A 19143-nucleotide genomic window follows, 5' to 3' on the forward strand; every position below is an offset into this window, starting at 1 on the left:
CGCTCAGTTGCCCTGCCGCAGGGCCAGCATCGCGGCCTCGGCCTTGGTCAGAAGCCCCGCCAGTGCCTGGGCGTTCTCTTGAACGTCGGTCAGGGCGTGCCGGGCGGCCGCGACGGCCCCGGCGTTCTCCTCGGTCGAGCCGGGCGCCGGGCTGAGGTGCCCCATCGCGAACTCGTCATCGAGATAGCGCGTGAGCTGAATGGCGGTCTGCTCGAGGTCCCCGGCCATCCGGTTCAGCGCGGCGAGCACGTCCTCGACGTCGCCGGTGCCGGTCAGACCCGGATAGCCGACCTCTGGCCCGGTGGCGTCACTCAGCAACCCGACCGATTTCGCTGCTACGGTCGCCAACGCGGGCGCGTCCTCATCGATCGGTGAACTCATAGCCGCCCCATACCCAGCCCCGCCGCCGCGCAAGCCCCGGTGATCGTCGACGGTGCCCTCGCCAGAGCGCCGTGCCCCCGGATTCCCAACAGCATCGGACCAAAGCATCACCGCCTCGCGGCGGCCCGCGACCGAGAGCCGTTCTCGTGCCTGCACTGAAGCGGCAAGAACTGCCATGCCGATGAGCGATCATCCGATCTTGCGCCACTATGCTCGCTCATGCCGAGGACAGGGCGTCGTCTCCTTGACGAGGTTGTACGCTCCATCTACTTTGCTGGCGAGGTGACCAATTGAGAAAACACCCAGCGCAAAATGCAAAAATGCTCCTTTCTGTAATCGTCGTAGCGGCCTTCGCGTGGCAGCCTCGCCATTATGGGCTGAATATCGTCTTAGCTCGTGACCGATCTTGCTGGCAATTCGCATCGACTCCACGGACAACGAAAATCGGAAAGGTTCTTACACCTCTCTCGATTGCTGCGTAAATCCGACAATTTCCGGTGTGCGCGCCGCGGTCCGGCGCCGCTTCATCTTCTCCGCAGGCAGCTTCGTAGCTCTGGACGCTGACGAAATCGGAGCAGCCGTGGTGTTCGCGACCTCGGCGAGGCCTCCAACGAGGCGGAGATTCGATCCCTAGTCGACACCGCGGTCTTCATTGCGGGACGGGAGCGGCTCCGACCGAGATTGGGCGCTGGATGCCACCACGGTCACGACGTCATGGTCGAGCGGGGCGCCCTCGTCGGACTCGATGCGGGTGACCAGCCAGGCGGTAAGTTCGTTCGGAGTGATGTTGCTGGCTGTCGCCTCATGGAGATAATCCAGGAGTCCGGCCGCCGACGAAGGTGAGTACTCACCACCTCTCCACACCAGCCCTCGGGTGTACAGGACCACCGACCAGGGCCGTTGACCCGTTGACACCCGGTTCACGGTGGCAGCCGCCGGTCGGCCGAGCCCTAATGGAGTTCCGGAATTCACGGCGAGCGGAGTAGCTCCATCGCAGTTGAGGAGCACAGGGGGCGGGTTCCCAGCCATGATGAGCTCTCCATCATGCGTTTTCAGGTCGATGGAGAGGATCGTGGCGGTAGCCAGAACATCAGGGGCGCGCCGTTCGCTCAGCAGTACCTGCTCCATCGACCGGACGGCGCCCGTCATTTCGCATCCACCGAAGATCAGGCCCCGCCAGGCGGCTCTGAGCTGGATCGCCAGGGCGCTGCCGTCCGGCCCTTCGTCAGTGATGCTGCCGACGATCAGGTGCACCCTGCCTGACACCTCCACAACGTCGCCGAAGGCCCCTCCGATCAGTCTCATTGGCCGCGCAGATCGCTGGAAGGTGTCTATCTGAATCGAGGTGTCGGCCACCAGCGGTTGGGGCAGCAAGCCCCGCTCCACCCGCTGCTGTTCCGCTTGAGCCTGTTCCATCATTTCTCGCTGCTTCAGCTCCGTGGCTTTCTGCCGCTCGATCTCGTCGAACAACTGTTCCGACTCGGCAACGAAGGATTCGGCTTGGGCGGTCGGCAACCACCCACGGGATCGGTCGAACAACGCCGCTTGCAGACGCAGGCCGGTGATCAGATAGTCGGGCTGCCGCCCGGACCGCTCCCATGCCGCCGCGAGCAGCGACAGCTCCGACATCCGATAGATGCGCTCGACGTTGTGAGCGATATGGTTTGCAAGAGGCGTCCACCGGCGCAGCAGCGCCTCGTGGGCGACACCGTACCAATGTGCTCCGGCCCGGTCGGTATAACTCGTCAGCAGCCTCTCTTCCACGAATCTTTCCACCACCGTTCTCTGGGCTATCGACAGAGCGTCCGCAGCGACGGCGCGGCGCAGCGCGATGTCGTTCTCGACCGTCACGAATCCAAGCAGTGTGTCGAGCACCTCGGCTTGCGACCGGCCATCGGCCATGAGATCCGCCAGTGCGGCGTCAGCGCGCCTGGAGATAGCCCGCGACACGCCGCCCGCGGCCATATACGCCTCTCGCGAGATTCGGGCTTCCCGACCGCGATGGTCGTACAGGTCTTCCATTAGGTAGCTCAGCATCGGCAACGCGTCTCCCTCGCCGGCATTGCGAACGATCTCCGCGGACAGCCCTTCGTCGAACCCCGTGTCAGTTGCCTCCGCCGGTCGCACGATGACTTCCCGCAGCCGGTCTTCGTCGAGTACGTTCACCAGCAACGGATTACGGAAGAGATCCCGTCCAGCGCCCTGCTGGAAAACACCCAGCCATTCCGATCGTACTGTCGCCACGATCCACAGCTTCTTGTCATGGATCAGTAGCCGTCGCAGCGTCGCCATAAACGCTTCCCGAGCCTCCACAGGCTGATGCGTCGCGGCTTCCTCCAGTTGGTCGATCGGGATGACAAGATGGCGCTTGCCGCCTCGCAGCGTGGCTATCGCAGGCAGCAATCGTTGCCCGTTAGCGGGTGTCTCATCTGCCAGTCCTACCGATCGAGCTAGTTCGGCAAGAGCATCATCACCGGGCATCACCACCGGCGAGACGGCGTAATCGGTCAAGCGTTGGAGTCGCGGTAGCACTCCGGCAAGTAAGAGTGAGGACTTCCCGCTGCCGGATGGGCCGACAAGCGGGATAAAGCGCCTCGTCCAGGGCGAACGCGTGTCGCGGAACCGACGAAGGGCTTCCTTCACCTCCTCGTCTCGACCGAAGAACACTGCCTCTCGGTCGCGGCCGTATGCGAGCAAGCCGGGATACGGGTTGACTCCAGTCCACTGCGGATGCGGCGAACGCCACTTCCACCAGTTCCATGCTGCTCGTAGGCCCAAGACAGCGACGAGTGCCACTGCCAGGATTGGGGCGTACGGGACGACCCCCTGTGCTGGCCCAGGCCAGCCTGCCGGATCGTCCGTGATCAGATTCGTCAGCAGGCCCATTGCGGCGCCGATCAGGAAAGCGGCGTAGCCCGTTTCTCGCGCCTGCCGGCCGGACGGCATGAGGCCTCCTCATCGGCACCGTGCGTTTCGCTGCGCCGACCTTACCGTGGGCGACAGTGTTCGGGCCGCCGACCGTGGGTGCCAGAAGACGCTGCTGCCGAGACACCAAGTCAGCAGCGCCCCCATCCCGCGCGGGCATTGCATGGTGAGTTTCCCCGCTTTAATGGAGCGGTTGACGGCCGTCGGCGTGGCTCCTGATCAAATCGAATGGAGATGCACGCCGCGGGTTCGGTTGGCCGAGGTGACTCGACGGGGCGATACCAGTCACGCGATCGTGTAATGGCACCCCGAAGATCGCGCATACGCTGATCTACTGACATGGCTGATTACTCGGGCACGCCGCTGCACCGCAAGCTCGGCATCAAAGCCGGCCACCGGGTAGCACTGCTCGACGCGCCGGATGGCTTCCAGGACACCCTCGACGGCCTGCCCGGCGAGGTCGTCATCCGGTACGGCCTGACCGTCGGCGCGCCGACCGACGTGATTGTGCTGTTCGTGACCGAACGCCACGAGTTGCAGGCCCGCCTCGACGAGGTCAGGCGCGGCATGGCTCAGGACGGCGGCTTCTGCGTGGCCTGGCCGAAACGAGCGTCGAAGGTTCCGACGGACATCACCGAGGACGTTGTCCGTGAAGTCGCGCTGCCGACCGGGCTGGTCGACAACAAGGTGTGTGCGATCGACGAGACATGGTCGGGCCTGCGGCTGGTCATTCGCCGCGTTCATCGCAAGCCGGTTGAGTAACACGGGGTCGAGCGGGAAGGCGCTATCCTGCCGCCCGTGACCAATCCCATGATGCCGAACGATCCGCGGTGGCTCGGTGACTATGAGCTGCTCGGTCGTCTTGGCGAGGGCGGCATGGGCACCGTCTTTCTTGGACGCGCGCCGGACGGCCGGCTGGTGGCGGTCAAGATGTTGCGGGCCGAGCACGCCTGGGACACCGAGTTCCGGGGGCGCTTCCGCAGCGAGGTCAACCGGGCCCGCGAGGTGCCGGGCTTCTGCACGGCGGCGGTGCTCGACGCCGACCCCGACCACGCGACGCCCTATCTGGTGGTCGAGTATGTCGACGGGCCGAGTCTGTCCGAAGTGATCCGGGAGCGGGGGCCGCTGGACGGCGGCACGCTGCACAGCGTGGCGGTCGGGGTGGCCACGGCGCTGGCGGCGATCCACGGCGTGGGGGTCATCCACCGGGACCTGAAGCCGCAGAACGTGCTGTTCTCGCTGGGCACGCCCAAGGTGATCGACTTCGGGATCGCGCGGGCGCTCGAGGTGACCAGCCGGCACACCAGGACCGACCAGATGGTCGGCACGGTGGCGTACATGGCGCCGGAGCGGTTCGACAACGACTCGGATCGTACGGTCGGGCCGGCGGCGGACGTGTTCGCGTGGGGTGTGGTGGTCGCGTACGCGGCGACCGGGCGCACCCCGTTCTGGGCGGACTCGCCGGCCGCCACGGCGGCTCGCATCCTGACCCAGCCGCCCGACCTGACCGGGCTCGGCGGGTCGCTGCGTGACCTGGTGGGCCGCACGCTGGCCAAGGATCCGGCCGAGCGGCCGACCGCCCATCAGCTGCTCGATCTGCTGCTGGAGGCCGAGACCGGGGGAGCGCTCGCCCAGCGGCCGGAGCTGCTCAAGGCGGCCGAGGCGGCCCAGCACACCGGCCGGGTGCGGCCTTCCGCCGTACGGGAACCGGCCGCTCCCGCTCGTCGGCGGGTGAGCCGCCTGGTGGCTGTGGCCGTGGCCGCGACCGTCGTGTGTGCCGGTGTCGGATTCGCGTTGTCGCGCAACGGGACCGATGAGACGCTGGCGTCGTTCGTGCCCAGCACGTCACCGTCGGTGGTGCCGCGCGGGGCGTCGGCCGCGCCCCAGCCGGCGGTGGCCAAGGTCCAGGGGCCGGGGGTGTCCGACCGTCTCGACCGGCGCGGCCTGTGGAAGGCCGACCGGGCTACCAGTAACGCCGACGGGTGGTGCGCCTTCGACCGGCGGATGCTGGCGACGACCCACATGTCCACCCTCTATCGGTGCAAGGGGCCGCAGGATTCGTTCGCCGGCGACCAGACGATCGCGGCCGACGTCGGCATCGTCACCAAGGGCGCCTGCGCGGTGATCTGGTTCCGGTGGGTCGACCAGCGGGGTTACGTGGCCTCGTTCTGCGAGAACGAGATCCGGCTGGGGATCGACGAGAGCTCGGGCAACGGGTTCAACTCGGAGCAGCGGGTCGCCTCGAGGGCGTTCCAGGTCGGGCAGACACACCGGACCGCCATCACCGTGCACAACGGCACGGCCCAGCTGGCCGTCGACGGCACGCCCGTTCTGAGCATGCCGGTGACCGACCCGCAGCTGGTGGCGGGCCGGGTGGTGCTCGGGGCGCTCAACGAAATGTCCCCGGAAGACGCCACAGTGGCCTTCGCGAACGTCGATCTCCGGTCGCCGGCGGTGGGTCAGCCGGCGCAGTTCACCGACCCGACGACCGGCTCGAGCCAGTCGATGGTGCGGCTTTACTCGTACGATCCGGTCGCGCACTCCGTGGTGGCGCAGCCGGTGCTCGTGATGGACAGTGCGGACTACTGCAAGCGTTTCAAGATCGACCCGAGCGACATCCGGTGCAGCGACCCGTTCCAGGTCGTCGAGAGCCGCCGGAAGGTGACGATCCCGGTCCGGTCCGCGCCGAAGCTGACGTCGTGGAGGAACGCCGGCGGGGGAGACGGCATCGTCTCGGTGCGCGCCGGCGCCGGTCAGTCGATCTCCGCGTCCCGGTTCAGCAAGTGGCTGACCGGGAAGAAGGATGGCCTGGTCGCGGTCACCACCACCGACGGCAAGGTCACCACGCTGACCACGATCGACAACTTCTGAGGTCGCTCAGCCTTTGTCGGCGCCCGCGGTCAGGCCCTCGGTCAGCAGCCGTTCGGCCGCGAAAAAGATGATGACGATCGGCAGGGTGAGCACCACCGAGCCGGCCATCAGCACGGTCTTGCTCACCTCGATGCCGCCGGAGAGCTGGGCCAGCCCGAGCGACACCGTCCAGTCCGCCCGCTCCTCGACGAGGAACAGCAGCGCGAACAGGAACTCGTTCCACGCGATCATGAACACGTAGAGAGCGTTGGCCATGACGGCGGGAGCGGCCAGCGGCAGAATCACCTTGCGGATGGTCTGCAGGCGGCTGTAGCCGTCGACGGCGGCCGCCTCCTCCAGGCTGATCGGGATCGTCGTCAGGTAGTTGCGCAGCATGTAGATCGACACAGGCAGGGTCTGCGCGATGTAGACAATGGTCAGGCCGACCAGCGAGCCGCGCAGCCCGAGCCGGGTGAACAGCACGAACAGCGGAATGGCTAGCAGGATCGACGGGAACAGGTAGACCGACAGGAACAAAAAGTGCACCTGACGGCGGCCGGTGAACCGCAACCGGCTGACCGCGTACGCCCCGGGGATGGACACCAGCAGGGTCATGACCGTGGCGGCGACCGACACCAGCGCGGAGTTGGCCAGGAACTTGAGGAAGCCCTGCCCGCCGCGGCCACTGGGGGTAAGCACCTCGCGGTAGGTGTCGATGGTCCACTCGCTGACTCCGGCCCAGATGCGGCCGGGGTTTTGCAGCACCTCGTCGATGGGCCGCACCGACAGCAGCAACATGTAGTAGAACGGGAACAGCGTCACCACGACGAGCCCGGCGATGACGATCCAGCGCAGGACCCGCAGCACCCGGGTCTCGACGGCGGCGCGATCCATCAGTCCTCGCCCCCCTCGACCCGGGGCGCCATGAATTTCAGATAGATGATCAGCAGCACGACCAGGCCGGCCGCGAGAACCAGGGCCTGGGCGGAGGCGGCGCCGATGTCGAAGCGGGCGGTGAGGAACTCGTACACTCGTACGCTGACCACCTCGGTGCCGGCGCCGCCGCCGGTGAGCAGATAGACGTCGTCGAACTTGTTGAACGTCATGATGAAGCGCAGCACGGTGAGCAGCGCGATGACCGGGCCGAGCTGCGGCAGCAGAATGTGCCGGAAGATCTGGGTGGGCGCGGCCCCGTCGACCCGGGCGGCTTCCTCCAGGTCGGCCGGGACAGCCTGCAGCCGGGCCAGCAGGAACAGGAACGCGAACGGGAAATAGCGCCACCCCTCGAAGGCGATGACGGTGAGCAGCGCGAGCGGAACGTCGACGTGCCAGCCGAACAGCGACATCGTGTACTCGCGCTGGCTCAGGAAAGCCACCGGCCGGTCCCAGCCGAAGAACCGGGTGCCCCAGTTGTTGACCAGGCCGAACTGCGGGCTGAGCAGGATGTTCCAGACGAACGTCACGGCAACCACGGGGGCCACGTACGGCAGCAGCACCGAGGCCCGGACCAGGGTGCGCCCGCGGAACCGGCCGCGCAGTGCCAGCGCGGCGATGAGCCCGAAGAAGATCGAGAGGAACGTGGCGCCGACGGTGTAGAGCAGGGTGGTCCACAGCGAGGACCAGAAGCCCGGCGAGCTGAGCACCAGTTCCAGGTTGGCCAGGGTGAAGTTGTCGAACAGCCCGGCGCGGCGCAGGTTGACCAGCCGGATCCGCTGGAAGGCCAGCACGATCGTCCAGATGATCGGCAGGACGACGACCACCAGCACCACAACCAGCGTGGGTGAGAGGTAGGCCAGGCCGGCCCGGTTTTCCAGCTGGCTGCGGGTCGGCAGCTTGCGGCCGGCCGGCGGCCCCACTGTGGGCTCGGTGGCCGGTTCGTGGACGACAGCCATTACTCGAGGGACTTCTGGATCGTCTCGACGTCCTCGGTGGCCCGTTTCGCCGCACCGGCCGGGTCGAGTTCGCCGCCGGTCATGGCGTTGATCGCCTTGGGCACCGGCAGCTCGCCGAGCGTGGCGCCGACCAGCGCGCCCTGCTTCTGCGGGAAGCCCCAGCGCTGGAAGGTGTCGGGGCTCTTGGCCAGGGCGTCGATCACCGCCGCCGGGTACACCTCGCCCAGCGGCTTCTTGGTGTCCACGCCGGCCGGCAGGTCGTTCCAGGCGGTGGTGAACTTGGTCGCGTCCTCCTGGGTGCCCTTGCGGACCGGGAACTTGCCCTCGGGGGCGATGCCCAGCCAGCCGGGGTAGCCCTCGTTCATCATGTACGCCACGAAACGCCGGGCGGCGTCGGTCTGCTCGCCGTCCTTGGTGATCGTCCAGCTGGTGATCTCGCCGAACTGCGCCGGCTTGCCGCCCGGGCCGGCGATGGCCGTGACGATGCCGCTGTTCTTGGCCAGGAACGTCTTGTCGGTCTTGCACTGCGGGCAGGTCGGCACCGCGTCGTTGCGCAGCCCGGCCATCTCGTCGAGCAGGAACGACGACCAGACCACCATGGCGGCCTTGCCGGAGAAGTACGTGGCGCGGGTGGTGTCGACGTCCTGGGCGCCCGGCACCGAGTAGTTCTTCACCAGGTCGTCGTACAGCTGGAAGGTCTCCACGCATTGCGGCGAGTCGAGGGTGATCTTCTTGGCCTCGTCGACGAGCTGGCAGTTGGCCCCGAGGGCGAAGTTCTCGAAGCTCTGCGAGGTGAAGGCGTCGTTCGCCACGGTGGCCGTGGTGATGCCGGCGATGGCCTTGCTGTTGAGCTTCTGGGCCGCCTGGCGGATCTTGTCATGGGTGTCCGGGGCGGGCAGGCCCGCGGCGTCGAACAGGTCCTTGCGATAGAACAGCAGCTGGGCCCAGCCGTCGGAGGGCACCGCCAGCTGAGCACCGTCCTGGCTGGTCAGCTCGAGCGCCCGCGGTGAGAAGGTGCCGGTGCCGAGCTGGTCGACGACCGTCTTGGCGGCCTCGGTGTCCAGCAGGTCGTTGGTGGACATCTGCGCGACCGCGGCCAGCGGCAGCGCACCCACCACATCGGGCAGGGTGCCGGCCGCCGCGGCGTTGGTGATCAAGCTGCTGAACTGGTTCTCGTCGGTCGCCACGATCTTGACCTTGATCCCGGTCGCCGTGGTGAACCGGTCGGCGATCGCCTGCGTGGCCGTCACCCGGTCGGTCTGGTTCTCCAAGCTCCACACGGTCAGGGTGCCCTCGGCCGCGCCCTCGTCGTCGCCGCCGCAACCGGCCAGTGCAGCCGTCGCCGCCAACCCCAGCAGGCCGACGAGCGCGACCCCTTTGCGAGATGTCCGGATGTCGACCCTCATGAGATGCCCTCTCCGAGATATCGATCAATTTAACGGTCGTTTGCATCACACCAAGGAAATGACCACCTGACAAGCGGCTTACGGCTGGTGACGCTGAGTGCCGATAGATCAGCAGAGCACACGACGGGCCGGGGCCGCTCAAACGGCCCCGGCCCGTCCGGGTGGGTCAGCTGCAGGTGGTGCCGTTGAGCCGGAAACCGGTAGGCGCGGCGGCGTTGCCGCCGTGGTTGGCCTGGTATCCGATGGTGGTCGAGCCGCCCGCCGCGAGAGCGCCGTTGTAGCTCGCGTTGGTCGCGGTGACCGTGCTGCCGGTCGAGGCGTAACCGGCGCTCCAGCCGGAGACGATGGTCTGTCCGGCGGCCAGCGTGAAGACCAGGGTCCAGCCGTTGATGGCGGCGGTTCCGGTGTTGGTGATGGTGACGGTGTTGGTCAGGCCGGTGTTCCAGGCGTTGACCGCGCTGCTGACCCGGCAGGTTCCGGCGCCGCCCGGGCTGGTGGTCGGCGGCGTGGTGGGCGGGGTGGTCGGGGCCGTCGTCGGCGGGGTGGTCGGCGGCGTGGTGGGGGGCGTCGTGGTCGGACTGCCGCCGACGGCGCTCATGATGGCGTCGATGATGCCTTGCTGGGTCACCGTGGCGGAGTTGCGGTCGAACAGGCCGAAGCCGTGCTGCCCGTTCCAGCCGTTGTCCCAGTAGGCGGTGGCTGCGCCATATTTCTTGGCCGTGGCCACCACGGCTCGCGCGTAGTCGGCGCGGTAGCGGTTGCTCGCGGAGTCGTAGGTCGTCTTGTCGATGGAGCCGTACTCGCCGACGAAGACCGGATAGCCTCGCGTGACGAACTTGTCGTACATCTTCTTCATTTGCCCGTCGAGGAAGTCTTCCTGTCCCCACACCGACTTCTTCGCCGGGTTGGTTGCGCCCGCGCCCCACTGCGTGATGGTGCCGTCTTCCTGTCCGGCGAAGTCCCAGGGGTCGTAGTAGTGGACGGAAATCATGAGGCGCTGCTCAGTGGCCGGGATGGACGGCGACCGGTTCTGGTCCGAGGGAAGCACGAAGCCGCTGCCCACGGTGTGGTCGATATTCGTGTTCCAGCCGGGCACCAACAGCCATCGGGACGCGTTGTTGCCGCCGGTCCGGCGTACGGTGTCGACGAAAACCTGGTTGTACGCGTTGATGTTCGAGTAGCAAGGCTCCGTCGGGTTGCCGTACTGCCCGTCGAAGTTCTCGTTCATGGACTCGAAGATCAGGTGGTCGTTGTAGCTCTGGAACTTGGTCGCGACCTGCTGCCAGACCTTCTGGTACTTGTCTTTGATCGTCGTCTGGTCGGCCGCGTCGCAGATCAGCCAGGACCCGGAGACACTCTTGTAACCGTCGCCGTGCATGTTGATCAGCACATAGAGGCCCCGGCTGTGGGCGTAGTCGACGACCTCCTTGATCCGGTTGAGCCAGGTCGCGTTGACTGTGTAGCCGGGGCCGGCTCCGATGTTTCCCAGATAGGAGACCGGGATCCGGATCGTCTTGAATCCCGAGGCTCGGACCCGGTCGATGAGGGCCTGGGTCACGACCGGGTTTCCCCAGGCTGTCTCGCTGGGAATGCCGTTGCTGTTCGCCTCGAGGCTGTTGCCCAGGTTCCAGCCGGCACCCATGTCGGCGACCAGCTGCGACGCGCTCAGCGGGGCCACGACGTCGGCCGAGGCCGGTCTCGTGACGCCGTACGCGGTCCCGGCGAAGACTAGGCCGGCGGTGAGGAACGCGAGCCCAGCCTTTCTCACTTTCCAACTCATGGACGTTGCCTCTCATCGATCTGAAAGCTTTCAAGTCGGCCGAGCGGGAGCTCGCGTGCAGGCGGGCCAGCAGAGCCGTCTTGTGTTTTGGGAGCGCTCCCATCATCGCAAGTCATCGATCTCTTGTCACTTTTTACCGGCTCTTATTCGCGAGGCAAGATGCCGACCGGCCCCGGCCACCAACCGATCCCCGCCCACCGACACCGCCATCACCGTCAACGTCGGCATCGGCCCCAAGACCGACGGCACCCCCGGGGACGCCCCGGTCGAGGCGCCCCGGCGAGGTTGGGCGCCGAGACCGACACCCGCTACAACGCCCGCCAGATGGTCGACGTGCTCATCGCCGGCCCGGCGGCTAACGGGTCGGTCGTAGCGGCTTGCGAGTCGGTTGTGGCGGCTTACGAGTTAGTTGTGGCGGCTTACGAGTCGCCGGAGGGGCCGGCGATCGAGGCGCCTGTCCGTACCGGCGTCCCCGGGTTGGGCGTGCCGTCGGAGTTCCAGCCGATCTTCTGTGCCCTCGTGGTGCGGGTGGTGCCGCAGCCCTGACCAGTGGACGAGTTCGCGTGATAGATGATCCACGTCTCCGAGCCGTCGGGCGATCGGGCGAAGGAGGCATGGCCCGGGCCGTACACGCCGTTGGCGTCACTGCGCTGGAAGATGGGCGTGGATCTCTTCGTCCACGAGCCGGCCGACATCGGGTCGCCGCCGGTCCAGGTCAGCGTGCCGAGCTTGTAGTCGGGCGTGTTGCAGGAGCTGGCCGAATAGGTCAGAAACGTCTTTCCGCCGTTGTAGACCGCGTACGGCCCTTCGTTGACCGCTCCGCCCTGGCGCTCCCACGACAGTGTCGGAGAAGAGATGCGTACGCCGTTGCGTGACACCTGGGTCGGTGACGACATGGGGGCGATGAACAGCCCTTGCTCCCCGCCGCGGAAGGCCGAATAGACGAAGTGGTCGGGCCGGCCGTTGAACCGCACCACGCTGCCGTCGATCGCCCACCCGCCGTTGGGCTCGAGATTGAGAATGCCCCGGTACGTGTACGGCCCGAGCGGGTCGGTGCCGTTGCTTTCCAGTACGCCCGTCCGGCGCTGACCTTGGCCCGGCGAGGGCTCGGCCGAGAAGTAGATGTACCACCGGTTGTTGATCCACTGGAGGTCCGGTGCCCACATGGTGCAGCAGCCGGGCCCGGCGGCCAGCGTGTAGACCGTTCGCTCCGGTGCGTTCTTCAGGCCGGCCATGGTGGAGGCCGTACGCATGACGATCCTCGAGGACCAGGTCGTGGCCAGGTAGTACCAGTTGCCGTTGGTGTACACGATCGACGGGTCCGCGCTGTTGGGGGCGCCGACAAGGGGATTGGTGAACGAGGGTCCGGGTGCCGCGAGCGCCGGGGAGGCCGGGATGGTTGTGCCCAGGACGGCTAAGAGCAGTGCGGCGCCGCCCGCAATTTTCCCTCTGTAGTTCACGACTATCGGGTTCCTTCCTCGGGGGGAGTCGTCGCAGGCCTGCCGGCGTAGCGAGCCGTGTCCGCGCGACTGCCCCACCGTGAGCGTTAACATCCATGTTGTCAAGGCTGGTATATCGAAGCACTTGACGTTTGGCTGTCCGGGCGAGAACGTTAACAACACCGCATTCGAAGAGGTCATGGATGATTCTCCCCGCCCGGGCCGGTCACCGGTTCATGGTCGTCGCGGCCCTCGTGGTCGCGTTGCTGGTCTCCTTCGCGCCGCCGGCGTCCGCGCTGTTCGTCAGCATTCGCAATCCGGTCATCTCCCAGCGCGCCGACACCGCGATCTACAAGCACACCGACGGCTACTACTACATGACCGCCTCGGTGCCCGACTACAAGCGCGTCGAGCTGCGCCGCGCGACCACCCTGCAGGGACTGGGCTCCGCCGCGACGGCCAATGCGTTCGTCGCGCCGTCCAGTGGAGCGCTCAGCGGCTGGATCTGGGCGCCCGACATCCAGTACATCGACGGCGCCTGGTACATGTACTTCTCGGCGTCGCCCGGAACCGCGCGGTTCGATCAGCGGCTGTACTGGATCCGCAACACCTGCGCCAATCCGATGACCTGTGCGTGGAGCGCGCCGCAGCGGTTCCAGACCGGCTGGGAGTCGTTCCAGCTCGACGCGGCGTCGTTCGTCAACCGCGGTGTCCGCTACTTCGTCTGGGCGCAGGACAGCCCGTCGACCAACTTCAACAGCCACATGTACATCGCCCGGATGAACGGCGCCACCGGCATCACCGGATCCGCGGTGGAGATCGCCCGGCCGACCCTCAACTGGGAGAAGGAGGGCGTCGCCGGTGTTGTAGAAGGCCCGTCACCGCTGGTGAAGAACGGCCGTGTCTACATCGCCTACTCCGCCTCCGCGACGGATTCACGCTACAAGCTGGGCCTGTTGTCCTCGTGGGACAACGTGAATCTGCTCGACACGGCCTCCTGGTACAAGCATCCGGATCCGGTCTTCCAGACGGCCAACGGCGTCTACGGCCCGGGCCACGGCAGCTTCACGGTCGCCGAGGACAACACCACCGACATGCTCGTGTACCACGCCCGCGACTACGCGACCCCCACGCCGGACGCGCTGACCGATCCGAACCGGCACACCCGCATGCAGCAGCTTCTCTGGCGCGAGAACGGTGACCCGTTCTTCGGACAGCCGATCCCGAGCACCGTCACCAATCCCGGCATCCGGGGCCGGCACAGCAACCGGTGCGTCGACAACTACAACCGCGACACCACACCCGGCGCCCTGGTCCGCCTCTATGACTGCAACGGCGGCACCGCCCAGCAATGGGAACTCACCTACCGTACGGGCGGCTACTACGAGATCCGGAACCGCAACACCGGCACGTGCCTGAGCAACGTGAACGGTGGCACCGCCCTGAACGCCGACGTCGGCCTGAACGCCTGCAACGGGTCCACGGCCCAGCAGTGGACCGTCCAGGACCGCGGCAGCGGCTGGTTCTCGCTGCGCAATATCGCCGGCAACATGTGCCTGGACAACTACGAGTGGAACGCGGCCAACGGAGCGCGCCTGTCCCTCTACACCTGCAACGGCGAGGCCGCCCAGCAGTGGCGGCTCGGCTGATCCTCCGCGACGAAGACCGCCCGGACGAGTGGGGGGCGGCCACCGGAACCGGTGGCCGCCCCGGGTTCAGCACCGCACGTCGTCCGGCGGGGGGCCGGCGTCGAAGCGGCACGTGTCGCTGCCGCCGTTTCCGGCGATGACGTCGTTGCCGCCGATGCCGTCAACGCTGTTGATGGCGTCGTCGCTGCGGCCGCCGTCCAGCCGGTTGGCGCCGCCGTCTCCCGCGATGATGTTCCGGCCGGTTCCGCCGCGGATGTTCTCGGCGGTCATGGTGTCGCCCTCGCCGGGCTCGCCGTCGTTGCCGGCCGCCCCCGCGGCGCTGAGCGACAGGACGGTGGACCGGCTCAGGTTGTCGCGCTTCTGGTAATCGGTGGTGTCCCGGCCGTCGCCGCCGTCGAAGGTGTCGGCGCCGTCGAGACCGGCGCCGGCGAGGTACCGGTCGTCGCCGGCCCCGCCCGAGACGGTGTCGTTGCCGGCTCCGCCGGTGAGCAGGTCGTTGCCGTCGTCGCCGTTGATGAAGTCGCGGTCGGGCCCGCCGGTCATGGTGTCGTTGCCGGCGCGTCCGGTCATGAACGCGCCGAACCCGCCGCCCCCGGCGATCAGCACATCGTTGCCGGAGCCCCCGTCCATGGCGGCCCCGCCGGTGCCGTTGTCGACCAGCCGGTCGCCGCCGTCGCCGCCCTCCATCTCGACGCGTACGGGGCCGGTGTGGGTGAGCACGTCGTTCCCGGCCTCGCCGAAGAGGTGGCGGCCGCTGGTCAGGCGGTCGTCGCCCGGCCCGCCGTGCAGGCTCGCGGAAGCGGCCGTGAGAACGTCGGAACCGGACCCGCCCTCGACGATGACGGCTTCCCGGCCGGCGTTGTCGCCCTCACCGCTCTGGCCGTCGTTGGCCACGCCGTCGAGGCTGACCGTCACCGCCGCCGTCCGGGCCGCGTACGAGATGGTGTCGCCCCCGTCGCCTTCGACCACGTCCCGGCCGTCGGGGACGCTTTCGGCTATGAAGGCGTCGAATCCCGGGCCGCCGACGAACCGGTCGTCGCCCTGCCCGAGGCACACGGTGTCCTGGCGGCCGAGCCCGAACACCGTGTCGTCGCCGTCCCCGGTGGCGATCACGTCGCTGTCGTCGGTGCCGATGATGGTGTCGTTGCCGTCGGTGCCGAAAATCGTCACCGGCAGGCGGTCGCAGGTGGCCGGCACGCTCGCCGACGTCCTCGCCGACGCGGCCGCGGCCGGCGCCGCACCTGTTCCCACGGTCGCCACGACCATCCCGGCCATCAGCACCGCTGTTGTCCATTGCTTGTGCACTTGATCTCCCCGATGGTCATTCAGCGATAGAGATGTCATTCAGAGATAGAGATGGAAGGGTTCGTTGATGTTGTTCGTCCGGAACGGGCGGGTCTGGCCGGTGCTGGGGATGCGAAGCCGGACCCGGGCGAAGATCTCGTCGGTGGGGTCGTCCCAGTCCTCATCGAGGAGTTCGGCGCTGGCCGGGGTGTCGAACTCGGCGCTCAGCCCGCCGCTCCAAGCCCAGCTCGAGGTGATCCGGATGGTCTTGAGGGTGTCGTCGAAGACCGGGTCCTCGCCGTAGAGCGTGGCCGAGAACTCCTCACCGGGGGCGTCGATGATGTTCTGGGCGTCTCGCTGGCTCATGGTCACGTCGATGCCGACGTGGACGGTGAAGTTCGGGCCCACGCCCACCTGGGAGATGGTGAAGCAGACGATGTAGCTGTTGGTCGCGCTTCGGCACCGGGGCGCGAAGACCACGCCCAGGGCTTTGCTGGGTTCTGCCGCGGCGATCGGTGCGGCCGAGACCGGTGCGGCCCCGGCAAGCTGCAGGGACGCAGCGACAAGCATCGCTGCCATCAGCCGTACGTGCGGAATTTTCATGATGTCCTCTGAGTGGTCGGCGACAGATGCACCCTCACCATCGCGGTGGCCGCCCCCGGGGACGAGGCACCGAGGAGGAACGGAACCGGCACTTTCCGCCGGCTCGCAGGCCGGACAGTCGGGTATTCGCTAGTCCGCCGGCGGCCTGGCTGGCAGATTGACCGGCACGGCACCATTGCGGTGCGGGGGCGGGGGCGGCCGGAATGCTGGGCGATGTCGTGCGCGCCAACCGGCGACGGCTGGGGATGTCGCAGGAGGACCTGGCGCACCGGTCCGGCATCAGCGTGCGCGGCATCCGCAAGATCGAGAACCAGCGAACCGGCACGCCGCGCCCGTCCACAGTCCTGTTGCTGGCCGAGGCGTTCGGGCTGAGCGGCGCCGCGCGCGACCGCTTCTGCGACGCTGCGCTCGACGACCCGCCGCCGGCCGCCCCCGGGCTGATCGGCCGGGAGGGGGAACTCGCCGCTCTGCTCGCCACCGCCGCCGACTCCCGCCACGGCCGGTTCCGCCTGGCCTGGATCGGCGGCGAGGCCGGGGCCGGGAAGTCGGCGCTGGCCCGGGCCCTCACCGCCGCCCTGGACCAGCGGGGCTGGCACACCGCCTGGGGCCGCAGCCCCGAGGTGGACGGGGCGCCGTCCGCATGGGCCTGGTCGGAGGTGGTGCGGGCACTGCCGCACGACGGCGAGCTGACGGACCCCGTACCCGGTGACGCCTTCCGGACAGCCCGAGCCGTGGTGGATCACCTGCGCCGCTGCGCCGGGCCGCTGCTGGTGGTTCTGGACGACGTGCATCGCGCCGGCGAGGAGACGCTTCAGATCCTCCGGTACGTCGCCACCGAGCTGACCGACCGGCCCGTGCTGGTCGCGGCGACGTTGCGTCCGACCGAGGCGGGCTCGGCCCTCAACGCGACCCAGGCGGCACTGGCCGGCCCCCGTACGGTCCGGGTCGGGCTCGGCGGGCTGGCCGAACAGGACGTCGCTCAGTTGCTGCACGACCGGCTGGGTACGGTGGCCGCCCCCGCACTGGTCCGGCTGATCGCCGCCCGGACCGGCGGGAACCCGCTGTTTGTGGGGGAGACCGCCCGGCTGATCGCCGACCAGGGCTTCGCCGCGGCGGCCGAACTGGTGCCGGCCGGGGTGGGCGACGTGCTGCGGCGCCGGCTGGCCGATCTGCCGCCGGCGGCCCGGGCGGCGCTGCGTACGGCGGCGGTCTTCGGCATCGAGGTCGAGGTGGAGGTGCTGCTCGCGGCGGGCGCGGTGCTCGACGGTCTCGAGTCGGCCGTGCGGGCCGGACTGCTCACCGAGCCGGCGCCGGGAACGGTCCGTTTCTCCCACGTGCTCGTCCGCGACACCATCTACCAGGATCTGCCGCACCTGCGCCGCGTCGGTCTGCACGCCCAGGTGCTGACCATCCTCGAGCGGATCCGTCCCGGTGATACCCGGGCGCTGGCCCATCACGCGCTGGCCGGCGCGGTCCCGGGCACCGCCCGTGCGGCGGCGGCCCGCGGCGCCGAAGCCGGCCGGGCCGCGCTTGCGACCGGCGCGTACGCGGACGCCACCAGGCTGCTGGCCGGCGCCCTCGAGGTGCTCGGACGCTCCTCGGATCCGGCCGCCGACACCGGTCTCCGCCTCGACCTGCTCTGTCTGCTGACCTCCGCCCGGGCCCACGGCGGGGATGTGCGTGGCGCCCGGCGTACCCGGGCCCGGGCCGTCGGGCTCGCCGCTGAGCTCGGTGAGTTCGGTGAGTTCGGTGAGCTCGGTGACCAGCACGCTCTGGCCTGTGCGTACGCGTCCTACGACGCACCCACGTTGTGGACCAACCGGGAGTTTCAGGAGCCCGATCACGCGCTGATCGGCGGGCTGGAGGCCGTGCTGGCCCGGCCGTCCGGCGATCCCGCGGCCCGGTGCCGGCTGCTGGCCACCCTCGCGCTGGAGGTCGAGGCCACCGATCCGGACCGCACCGACCAGGCCGGCCGGGAGGCGCTCGCGATCGCCGATCGTCTCGACGATCCGGTGCTGATCTGCCGGGCGCTCAACGCCCGCTACCGCTTCCTGGCCACCCTCGGCCCGGACCGGTGGGACGAGCTGACCGACGTCGGCAAGCGGCAGCTGGACGTCGCCGTCGCGCACGGGCTCACCGTGTACCGGACCCAGGCCCACCACATCCTGTGCATGGCGCACCTGGCCCGCAACGACCTGGACCGGGCGCAGTGGCACCTGGACCGCGCGGCCGAATACGCGGACAGCGGCCAGCTCGCCCTGGCGCTCGGCATCATCGCCATGTTCAGGGGGCTGCGCGAACTGGTCGCGGGCCGCTTCGATCAGGCCGAGCTCGCGTACGCGCCGGTCATCGCCCAGCTCCGGCACGTCGGCAGCCCGAACATCGACGAGGTCGAGCTGCTCATCCGGTTCTGCGTGGAGCACGCGCGGCCGGCTGCGGGCCGGCGGCAGCGGATGGCCGCCCTGGCCGGGCTGGCCGAGCCGGTCCACCGGCGGTACGGCGATGCGGTGGCCGAGCCGTACGTCAATCTGCTGATCGCCGCCGGACGGACGGAGCAGGCCCGTGCCCTCTGGCGCCCCGCCCGCCCGATTCCGCGCGACCACTACTGGTTCCGCTGGATGGCCCTGCGCGCCGAGAATGCCGTCCACCTGGGTGACCGCCCGACCGCGGCCGAGTGTTACCGCGAGCTGCTGCCGTGGCGTGGGCACCTGCCCGGCCTGCTGCACGCCCACGTCGCCCTCGGGCCGATCGACCAGACCTTGGGCGACCTCGCCGGGGCGCTCGGCCGGCCCGAGGCGGCCGCCGAGCACTACGCGGACGCCGTCACCGTCGCCGAGCGGGTGGGCGCCACCCACTGGGCCGACCGGGCCCGAGCCGCCATTGAAGTTCGTACGATATAAGAACTTCTTGCGTCGGACGTTCTTGGCTCGTACG

General features: G+C 68.5%; 13 protein-coding genes. 4 read left to right on the forward strand and 9 right to left on the reverse strand.

Annotated elements, in window-relative coordinates; genetic code table 11:
* Nucleotides 1-3 precede the first annotated feature (3 nt).
* Nucleotides 4-381 carry a hypothetical protein gene (locus ACZ3I4_RS20985; RefSeq protein WP_465383646.1) on the reverse strand — a complete coding sequence of 126 codons (378 nt, stop codon included), beginning with the start codon at nt 379-381 and terminating at the stop codon, nt 4-6.
* Nucleotides 382-1011: 630 nt separating this feature from the next.
* The gene (locus ACZ3I4_RS20990; RefSeq protein WP_465383647.1) at nt 1012-3327 is read right to left on the reverse strand and encodes an nSTAND1 domain-containing NTPase; all 2316 of its coding nucleotides are present in this window, start codon (nt 3325-3327) and stop codon (nt 1012-1014) included.
* Between the two features lie 318 nt (nt 3328-3645).
* Between ACZ3I4_RS20990 and ACZ3I4_RS20995 the strand changes: the two genes are divergently transcribed.
* Together ACZ3I4_RS20995 and ACZ3I4_RS21000 are read left to right on the forward strand one after the other, a co-directional pair.
* Nucleotides 3646-4068 carry a DUF3052 domain-containing protein gene (locus ACZ3I4_RS20995; protein ID WP_465383648.1) on the forward strand — a complete coding sequence of 141 codons (423 nt, stop codon included), beginning with the start codon at nt 3646-3648 and terminating at the stop codon, nt 4066-4068.
* 48 nt (nt 4069-4116) lie between these two features.
* Nucleotides 4117-6177, forward strand: coding sequence for a serine/threonine protein kinase (locus ACZ3I4_RS21000; protein ID WP_465383812.1), 2061 nt, complete (start codon nt 4117-4119; stop codon nt 6175-6177).
* 6 nt (nt 6178-6183) lie between these two features.
* Here ACZ3I4_RS21000 and ACZ3I4_RS21005 read toward each other — a convergent pair whose 3' ends face one another.
* The 5 genes from ACZ3I4_RS21005 to ACZ3I4_RS21025 all read right to left on the reverse strand — a co-directional run bounded on the left by ACZ3I4_RS21005 (nt 6184) and on the right by ACZ3I4_RS21025 (nt 12694).
* The gene (locus ACZ3I4_RS21005; protein WP_465383649.1) at nt 6184-7050 is read right to left on the reverse strand and encodes a carbohydrate ABC transporter permease; all 867 of its coding nucleotides are present in this window, start codon (nt 7048-7050) and stop codon (nt 6184-6186) included.
* The gene (locus ACZ3I4_RS21010) at nt 7050-8048 is read right to left on the reverse strand and encodes a carbohydrate ABC transporter permease (protein WP_465383650.1); all 999 of its coding nucleotides are present in this window, start codon (nt 8046-8048) and stop codon (nt 7050-7052) included. The genes ACZ3I4_RS21005 and ACZ3I4_RS21010 overlap by 1 nt, the downstream gene beginning before the upstream one ends.
* Complete coding sequence (locus ACZ3I4_RS21015; protein WP_465383651.1) at nt 8048-9454, reverse strand: ABC transporter substrate-binding protein; 1407 nt, start codon at nt 9452-9454, stop codon at nt 8048-8050. The genes ACZ3I4_RS21010 and ACZ3I4_RS21015 overlap by 1 nt, the downstream gene beginning before the upstream one ends.
* Before the next feature lie 166 nt (nt 9455-9620).
* Complete coding sequence (locus ACZ3I4_RS21020; protein ID WP_465383652.1) at nt 9621-11234, reverse strand: cellulase family glycosylhydrolase; 1614 nt, start codon at nt 11232-11234, stop codon at nt 9621-9623.
* A gap of 419 nt (nt 11235-11653) precedes the next feature.
* Entirely contained in the window at nt 11654-12694 is a 1041-nt protein-coding gene (locus tag ACZ3I4_RS21025; protein ID WP_465383653.1) for a glycoside hydrolase family 43 protein, read from the reverse strand.
* Between the two features lie 182 nt (nt 12695-12876).
* Between ACZ3I4_RS21025 and ACZ3I4_RS21030 the strand changes: the two genes are divergently transcribed.
* Entirely contained in the window at nt 12877-14322 is a 1446-nt protein-coding gene (locus ACZ3I4_RS21030) for a family 43 glycosylhydrolase (RefSeq protein WP_465383654.1), read from the forward strand.
* A gap of 66 nt (nt 14323-14388) precedes the next feature.
* On the opposite strand, the gene ACZ3I4_RS21035 is transcribed toward ACZ3I4_RS21030, so the two are convergent.
* On the reverse strand, nt 14389-15627 hold the full coding sequence (locus ACZ3I4_RS21035; protein WP_465383655.1) for a calcium-binding protein: 1239 nt from the start codon (nt 15625-15627) through the stop codon (nt 14389-14391).
* Nucleotides 15628-15666: 39 nt separating this feature from the next.
* The gene (locus tag ACZ3I4_RS21040; RefSeq protein ID WP_465383656.1) at nt 15667-16176 is read right to left on the reverse strand and encodes a hypothetical protein; all 510 of its coding nucleotides are present in this window, start codon (nt 16174-16176) and stop codon (nt 15667-15669) included.
* A gap of 236 nt (nt 16177-16412) precedes the next feature.
* On the opposite strand from ACZ3I4_RS21040, the gene ACZ3I4_RS21045 reads away from it, so the two are divergent.
* Nucleotides 16413-19109 carry an AAA family ATPase gene (locus tag ACZ3I4_RS21045; protein WP_465383657.1) on the forward strand — a complete coding sequence of 899 codons (2697 nt, stop codon included), beginning with the start codon at nt 16413-16415 and terminating at the stop codon, nt 19107-19109.
* The last annotated feature ends 34 nt before the right edge of the window (nt 19110-19143 follow it).

It is taken from the genome of Actinoplanes sp. NPDC021490 (assembly GCF_055562135.1).

What these genes read in the sequence shown, in the direction of transcription:
- ACZ3I4_RS20985 (WP_465383646.1), bottom strand. Translation starts at nt 381, where the DNA reads ATGAGTTCACCGATCGATGAGGACGCGCCCGCGTTGGCGACCGTAGCA.
- ACZ3I4_RS21015 (WP_465383651.1), bottom strand. Translation starts at nt 9,454, where the DNA reads ATGAGGGTCGACATCCGGACATCTCGCAAAGGGGTCGCGCTCGTCGGC.
- ACZ3I4_RS21010 (WP_465383650.1), bottom strand. Translation starts at nt 8,048, where the DNA reads ATGGCTGTCGTCCACGAACCGGCCACCGAGCCCACAGTGGGGCCGCCG.
- ACZ3I4_RS20995 (WP_465383648.1), top strand. Translation starts at nt 3,646, where the DNA reads ATGGCTGATTACTCGGGCACGCCGCTGCACCGCAAGCTCGGCATCAAA.
- ACZ3I4_RS21000 (WP_465383812.1), top strand. Translation starts at nt 4,117, where the DNA reads ATGATGCCGAACGATCCGCGGTGGCTCGGTGACTATGAGCTGCTCGGT.
- ACZ3I4_RS21005 (WP_465383649.1), bottom strand. Translation starts at nt 7,050, where the DNA reads ATGGATCGCGCCGCCGTCGAGACCCGGGTGCTGCGGGTCCTGCGCTGG.
- ACZ3I4_RS21030 (WP_465383654.1), top strand. Translation starts at nt 12,877, where the DNA reads ATGATTCTCCCCGCCCGGGCCGGTCACCGGTTCATGGTCGTCGCGGCC.
- ACZ3I4_RS21020 (WP_465383652.1), bottom strand. Translation starts at nt 11,234, where the DNA reads ATGAGTTGGAAAGTGAGAAAGGCTGGGCTCGCGTTCCTCACCGCCGGC.
- ACZ3I4_RS20990 (WP_465383647.1), bottom strand. Translation starts at nt 3,327, where the DNA reads ATGCCGTCCGGCCGGCAGGCGCGAGAAACGGGCTACGCCGCTTTCCTG.
- ACZ3I4_RS21040 (WP_465383656.1), bottom strand. Translation starts at nt 16,176, where the DNA reads ATGCTTGTCGCTGCGTCCCTGCAGCTTGCCGGGGCCGCACCGGTCTCG.
- ACZ3I4_RS21045 (WP_465383657.1), top strand. Translation starts at nt 16,413, where the DNA reads ATGCTGGGCGATGTCGTGCGCGCCAACCGGCGACGGCTGGGGATGTCG.